At 47.0% G+C, this 8006-nt stretch carries 2 protein-coding genes; both read left to right on the top strand.

Annotated elements, in window-relative coordinates; all coding sequences use genetic code 11:
• A partial coding sequence (locus QVA83_RS16705; RefSeq protein WP_502711471.1) for a pectinesterase family protein occupies positions 1-5996 on the top strand: 5996 nt, incomplete at its 5' end.
• Positions 5997-6140: 144 nt separating this feature from the next.
• Positions 6141-7964, top strand: coding sequence for a DUF885 domain-containing protein (locus QVA83_RS16700; RefSeq protein WP_287498715.1), 1824 nt, complete (start codon positions 6141-6143; stop codon positions 7962-7964).
• Positions 7965-8006: the final 42 nt, after the last annotated feature.

The following is an 8006-nucleotide window of genomic DNA, read 5'->3' as shown; positions in this document are numbered from 1 at the left end:
ATTATTCCTCTGCTTCTGTGGAAAACGGCACTACCAATGCGCAGGGTGAGTACTCTTACTTCAGAGGCGAGCAGCTCGCTTTCAGCATTGGCCAGCTGACGTTTCCAGAAACACCGGCATCAAGCGTTATTTCTCCTCTTGACCTGTTCGCAACTGACAACCCTTTTAACCAGTCGGTCGTAAACACGCTTCGACTTTTACAATCCCTCGATACCGATGGCGACCCAAGTAACGGTATATCGCTAAGCGCCAGTGCTGACGATGTGGCGGTAGCTACGCTAGACGAAGGGCAAACCATTGAAGACTTCTTTAATCAATCTGATGCAGATTTTGCAGCCGATGTAGAGGTGTGGCTGGGTTCCGCTGGCGGAGCCAGTGCTACGCTTGTGGATAAAGCACAGGCTATCAGCCATTTCGTAAATTACCTTGAAGCCGAATTAGGTACGCTGTTCCCTAACACCTTTGATGTAACCCGCTTCACAGGCGACATTTACGCACCAACACTGGAAGGCAGAAGTGTATCTCAAGCCACTTACACCTTTACGCCAGACGACGAAGCGAACTTGTCAGGTACTTTTGTAAGAGTGCACGGTGAGGAAAGCACAACGGGTAACTATGAATTCTCTTTTGGACGCAAAGTTATTGCCCTTAGCTACGATGAGCAAACTGAGTATCTTATTTCCCGTGCTTTCAACACGGTTAACGAAGTATACAGCCTGTGCGTGATATCCCCAGATAACGCTCAGTCTATGCCGCTAGTGCTGCATGTTGAAAATTGCCTTGCCAACGAAGATCCACAGAACTACCTGTTTGCATTTACCCAGGAACAAGCAGATGTTGAACTTGCAAAGCTAGAGGAAGCAGCGAATTCTATCCAGGCGGCGCTTGAAGAAAACTTCGATACCGACACCGATACGTTTTTCTCATCGTCGTACAAGCGCTTAAGTGAAGAGCCAGATGCTGGCGCGCTTTATTATGTAACAGGTGGCAGCCCACTAGTCGACGCCACCACAGGTCAACTTACCCTTGAAGGCGATAGATTCAGTATTGGTAACGTTGCGGCCAACCCAGGTGCCAATACGTCGGCATCAGATACGGTAGGCATGGGTATTTATAATCTTAGCGAAGGTTTTACCATTAGCTTCGACGTTATTTCTCATAATGGCGGCGGTACGTTCAGCCTTTATGTAGATAACAACACCACAGGTCAAGATAACTCTGTACACGGTGCTGCTTCTAAGTTCGTGAGCATAGGGTTAGCAGACGGCACGATGGTACCCGGCACGCGATTTACCTATACCTATGAGCCAGGCGACGATATTGGTGGCGGCGATCCTAGTGCACCTGACGCTAAAATTCTCGATAGCTCGGTAACTAATAGCTTCTTCCAATTGCGCACAGACTCTAGTGCCACTATCACTATCGATAACTTAAAAATTGAGACGGTAGCTGACGCAGTTGACCCAGTGCCTCCGGTTGAGCCTGAGCCTACTGAACCTGAAGAGCCAGAAGTTACTCCAAGTGTACCGCTGCCGCTTTCCTATACCTTTGCAGGTGAAAGCGAGGATATTTTCTCGACAAACTTTGCCGCGATTGAAAATGCAGCGGGTGAGCAAGTCGCCATGTTTACCATTACCGGTGGCTCGGTAACGCAAATTGACACTGGTATTCAGCTTGACGGCGGACGCTTTACCCTTGGTAATACTGAACCTGATACCCAAAGCTCGTCTGACGATACATCATCAACCGGTGCACTGGATTTGAGCCGTCCTTACAAGGTTATCTTTGATGTTATTTCTGCTGAAGATTCCGAAGGCGACAACAAATTCCAGATTTACGTGGATAACAATACTTCTGGCAGCGCCAACTCACACCTAGGTTCAGATTCCCGTTTCTTTAATGAGCCTGTGCTCGATTTAGTACCGGGAACCACCATGACGGTAGAAGGACAGATAGCAACGCCTAACTCGTACCTTCAATTTAGAACGGAAAGTGGCTCTATTGTGGTCATCGACAATATTCGCATTGAATATATTGATGAAAACACCCTGTTAGAGGAGACGTTTGAAACAGACGCTGACACCTTCTTCAGCCCTGAATACAAATCAACTGATGGTGGTGCGACACCGTTTTATAGCGTAACGGGCGGCGGCTCAGGTTTAGTGATCTCCGAAGGCCAACTAGCTATCGACAGTGCACGCTTTACCATGGGCAACAGTACCCCAGATACAGACACAACCGCTGATGACACTGTAACCACGGGTATATTAGATTTAAGCCGTGAATATACCATTAGTATGGACATCATTGCGGTTGAAGACAGTGAAGGCGACAACAACTTCCAGATATATGTAGATAACAACACCAGCAGTAGCAGCAAATCGATACATGGTGGCGACTCTAAATTCTACAGCGAGCTGGTTAATAACCTTGTGCCAGGACAACGCCTAACTATCGATGGATTTATTGGTACACCCACCTCGTTCCTGCAGCTTCGTACTGAAAGTGGCGGCAAAGTGGTTATCGATAACTTTGTTATATCGTATGTGGGTGAAGCGCCAGATGACAGCAAGTTTAGCTGTGAAAATGAACCACAGCTTTACTTCTGTGACGACTTTGCATCGGGCTCTTTAGATAACTTCACGCTTATTTCAGACGACGCAGGCTCAAACGGTCCACAAGGCACGTTTGATGTTGTAGAAGATGACGGCAACAAAGTGATGCGCTACACCGCTGGCGGTGAAGGTGGCGAGATTTTCTTGGTTAAAGAGTCGGCGCTAAGCAACCTGCCAGAAAATGGAAATTACTTTGTTGAAGCGCGCATTCGTCCAAGACAAAACAGCACCACGCGAAACAAACAGATCTTCCTTCTAGGTCGTTATGATAGCGCTGGAAACTGGTACGGCGGAGGTTTGAATGTACAAAACTCGTCAAGCAGTACACAAGTGGAAGTAGCGGTAAGTACCGAAGGTAGTATTTCTCGCCCTGTCCAAGCTAAGTCACCTATTGTACTGGGTGAAAAAGACGGTACAGACGGCACGTGGTACCGCGTGCGTTTTGAAATGGAAAACGAGAAACTCACCGTTTATTTAGACGGCGAGAACATGGGTACAGCAGAAGATACAACCTATAGTGCAGCGGGACTGATTGGCCTTTTCACTAATAACCGCTCGTTCGAGCTGGACGATTTAAAAGTGGGTGACCCCGCTGTTAAACCAGTTCAACTTACTCTGGATTTCAAAGAAACAGAGTGGGAAACCACCACCAGTAGCGATCCGTTGTTCGTTTACGTTACCGCAGTACAAAACGACGGTATTACTGAAGACACGTTTACCGTAACCAGCAGTGATGCGAGTGTGGTCAGCGTAGAGCAGCAAGGCCCACAAGTTACTATTACCCCTCGCGCTGCCGGCAGTGCAATGGTAACTTTTACCTCTGGCTCTGACCCTACATTAAGCAAACACATTGCCGTTAATGTTGGCGAAGGCTTTACCATGCCTACCGCCACCTATGGCGACTTATTCCCCGATACCACACCGTATTCGGGCAATAACAATGCGTATACCGATACTCTACTCTCGTTAACCTTCGACAGCGAACCCACCTTAGGAAGTAGCGGTGAAGTGCGCATTTACAATGCGACAGACGACACCCTGGTAGACGTTATTAATATTGCAGCTGATGAAGACTTTATTGGCTTTGAAGGCCAAGACAGACAGCGCAAAGTGGCTTACCGCCCAGCATCAGTTGTAGGCAACACATTGGTGATTAAGCCTCATACAAATGCCCTTCAATATGGTCAGTCATATTACGTGGCCATTAGCGATGGTGCGATAACCGGCGCAACGCTAAATGGTGAAAGCTTTAGTGGTATTGGCAAGAGTGCGAACTGGCGCTTTGCAACAAGAGCCGCTGCACCTTCTGGCGCGAATGTTACCGTAGATGATGACGGCGAAGCGGATTTCCGCACGGTGCAAGGTGCGCTTAATTACGTGATGCAAAACGTAAGTAGCGATACGCCATCTCGCATCACGATTCGTGACGGCGAGTATCAGGAAATGCTGTTCCTTCGCGGTAACAACAATGTCACGCTTCAAGGCGAGAGCCGAGACAATACCGTGGTGTACTACGATAACTTTGAAAGCTTTAACAGCGGTAGTGGCAAGAGCGAAGCACCTGCGGCGGGCACGCCATCAGGCGGAAGAAGCGTATTTTTAGTGGAAGGCGTAGATAACCTGACGCTAACGAACTTCACTTTGAAAAACTCACACATCAGAAGCAACGACTACTCTAACCAAGCTGAGACGATTTACTTTAACAGTGATTCAGGTCGTCTAACTGCCGTTGATATGAACTTTGTGAGTGAACAAGATACGCTGCTGTTAAAAGGCTTTAGTTGGTTCTACAACTCATTGATTGCCGGCAACGTTGATTTCATTTGGGGTTACGTAAATACCGCACTGTTTGAAAACAGCGAAATTCGCACCATTGGCGACTCTAAAAATGGTAACCCTGACGAAGACACAGCGGGCGGCTACATTCTACAAGCTCGCGTACCTGATATTTCTTATAAAGGGTTTATCTTCTTAAACAACAGCTTCACTAATGGCCCAGGCCCTATTGGTAACGGTGTCCTCGACGACTCTACGTATATTGCAAGAAGTGGCGGCAGCGCAAGCTACTTCGACAATATTACGCTTATTAATAACCGTTTCGACACCCACATTGCCACTATCGGCTGGGCGGGCGAAGGAGTACGCGACCAACCTGCACCAAACCCTAGCCCTGCAACCGCAGCAGCTGGATGGCGTGAATACGGCAGCATGGATATGCAGGGTAACCCGCTTGATCTTTCAAGCCGTCAGTTTGCCCACATTCTCACCGACAGCGAAGTGACTGAACTTACCAGCAGAACGGCGATATTCTCTCACTTTAATAACGGTGAAGGCTGGGTGCCAAGCGAGCCTAACTTACCGAATGTAGCACCTGCTCCAACGCTTGATGCGTACGGTTTTGCACAATACAACTATGCATTAACCGGCGGTGCTGGCGGTACAGTAGTAACCGTAGATAACGGCGCTGACCTGCAGGCGGCACTAGACAGCGCGGCGAACAGCAACACCCCAGTAACGGTTTATGTAGATGGCACCATTACCGACGCAAACAATGGCGGTACGGGCTCACCGATTGAAATAAAAGATATGAACGATGTGTCAATTATCGGGGTTGCAGGCAGGGGCGAATTCGACGGCATTGGCATCTTAATTCGACGTGCAAATAACGTGATAATTCAAAACCTGAAAATCCACCACGTGCTTACTGATGGAAAAGACGCTATCTCTATTGAAGGTGATAACGACGGCTCTACCACCAGCAACATTTGGATTGACCACAATGAGCTTTACAGCACATTGTCTGTGGACAAGGATTTCTACGACGGATTAGTAGATAGTAAACGCGGCGCGAAAAACATCACTATCTCTTACAACTACCTTCATGATCATTGGAAAGCCTCGTTACACGGCCACACTGAGAATGATGTAGACAGTGATAATACCGAGCGCTTAGTTACCTTCCACCACAACCGCTTTGAGAATATCGAGTCACGTTTGCCGTTATTCCGCTACGGTCACGGTCACTTGTATAACAACTATTACAATCAGATATCCTCTACGGCAATCAATTCAAGAATTGGTGCAGAGCTACAGGTAGAAAACAATGTGTTTGAGAACACGCAAAACCCAATTGTTTCTTTCTACTCAGACGTTATTGGATACTGGAACACGTCAGGCAACCTGTTTGGCGAAGGTGTAACCTGGACGACGCCAGCTGATGGTGACGTTGTTGCAGGACCTGAAGCCACGCCAACATCCAGCTACGAAGTGCCGTATGACTACGTACTAGATGATGCCGAAGTCGTTAAGCAGCGAGTTATCAACTACTCGGGCGTAGGTAAAATTAACCAGAATGCCGATGACATTCCTCCGTTAAATTAAGCCTAAAAACGTTTAACAACAATAACAAAGGCGCTGCTGTATAAGCAGCGCCTTTCTTTTTATATCGAGTTCATTATTACCATTTACTTTTATTAACTTTTTCCGTTAACGTAAACATTGGACAAAATTCGGACAACAATAACGATGAAACGATTTTTTAAATGGATTGGTACCGGCTTACTGATAATTTTGTTGGCAGGCGGTGCATTTGCTGCGCACGAGTGGTATGCGGATAAACCCTTTTACTTTAATAACCTACTTAACCGTGAAATGGTGAAAGTAGCGTTTGATAGCCCTGAAACCTTAACCTCTCTCGGTTTCTTAGAATCAGTGGGTATTAAAGGTCATAACGCCGAACTTGATGACGCTAGCATAGAGAAAAACGCAGCTTTGTTCGACAAAGCGCGCCACATACGCGAAAGAGTTTTAGCGTATGACGACGAAGACTTAAGCAAAGACGAGCAGCTTTCTAAAGAGATCACCCTGTACTTGCTTGATTACCTCATTAGTAACGAAGCGTTTCAGTATCACGGCTACCCAGTAAACCAACTTTTCGGTGTACAAAACGGCTTCCCAAGCTTTATGGAAGGTCAGCATCAAATTAATGATGCCACTGACGTAGAAAATTACTTAAGTCGTTTACGTGCTGTAGATGAAAAATTTGCGCAAGTACTTGAAGGACTTAAATTGCGTGAGGAAAAAGGCATTATTCCTCCGCGCTTCGTGATAGACCGTGTACTAGACGAAATGAATGGCTTTATCTCTTCACCTGTAGAGGAAAATATTCTTTATAGCTCGCTGAAAGAGAAGATGTCTAAGGCTGAAGATATCTCTTCAGAGCAGCAAGACGCATATTTAGCTGAAGCCCAGACGGTTATAGGTGATGATGTAAACCGCGCCTACAAACTGTTTATCGATTACTTCACCAAGCTTCAAGCGAAAGCAGGAAACGATCACGGCTATTGGCATTTACCCGATGGCGACAAGGTGTACGCTAATGCGCTGCGCTTTTTCACAACTACAGATATGACTGCCGATGAAATTCACAACCTGGGCTTAAAAGAGGTAGAGAGAATTCAGGGCGAAATGTTAGCTATTCTCGCTGGTGAAGGCTATGACGTTAGCCAAGGCTTCTCTAACGCGATGGACGCGTTAGCCGCCGATCCGTCTCACTATTACGAAGACAGTGATGAAGGGCGCGAGCAAATTCTAAAAGATTACCAAACCATACTTGATGAGGTTGATGCGGGTATTAGCGATGCATTTAGAATTCGCCCTGAGGCCGGCATGGAAGTGGTTCGTATTCCTGAGTTCAAAGAGAAAACCGCACCAGGCGCCTACTATCAGCAGCCCGCTATTGATGGCTCTCGTCCGGGACGATTTTATGCCAACTTATATGATATTAAAGCGACGCCTAAGTACAGCATGCGCACATTGGCCTATCACGAAGGCATTCCGGGCCACCATTTCCAGGTAGCCTTAGCGATGGAACTTGAAGGCATGCCCTTTATTCGCAAAATGTCACCTTTTACCGCCTACACTGAAGGCTGGGCTTTGTATTCAGAATACTTAGCATGGGAGATGGGCTTTCAGGACAACCCTCTAGATAACCTAGGTCGTCTTCAAGCTGAGCTATTCAGAGCCGTGCGCTTAGTGGTAGATACGGGCATTCACGATAAGCGTTGGACCCGTGAAGAGGCAATTGACTATATGGTAAGCAATACAGGTATGGCGCTTAGCGACGTTACGTCTGAAATTGAGCGCTATATTGTTATGCCGGGGCAGGCCACCTCTTATAAAGTGGGCATGATTAAGATTTTAGAAATTCGTGAAAAAGCGAAACAAGCCCTAGGCGATAAGTTCGACATACGCGATTTCCACGACGTGGTGCTTAAAAACGGTGCTGTGCCACTTGCCATTCTTGAAGAGTTGGTGGACGAGTATATTGCAGAAAAACAGGGCGCATAGCCTTACGCTCTAGATTTGCTATACAAACAAAAAAGGCGCTGC

It is taken from the genome of Alteromonas sp. AO-Serp (genome assembly GCF_017849675.1).
In the GTDB taxonomy this organism is placed as follows: Bacteria; Pseudomonadota; Gammaproteobacteria; order Enterobacterales; family Alteromonadaceae; genus Alteromonas; species Alteromonas macleodii.
This window is presented reverse-complemented; position numbering and strand designations above follow the sequence as displayed.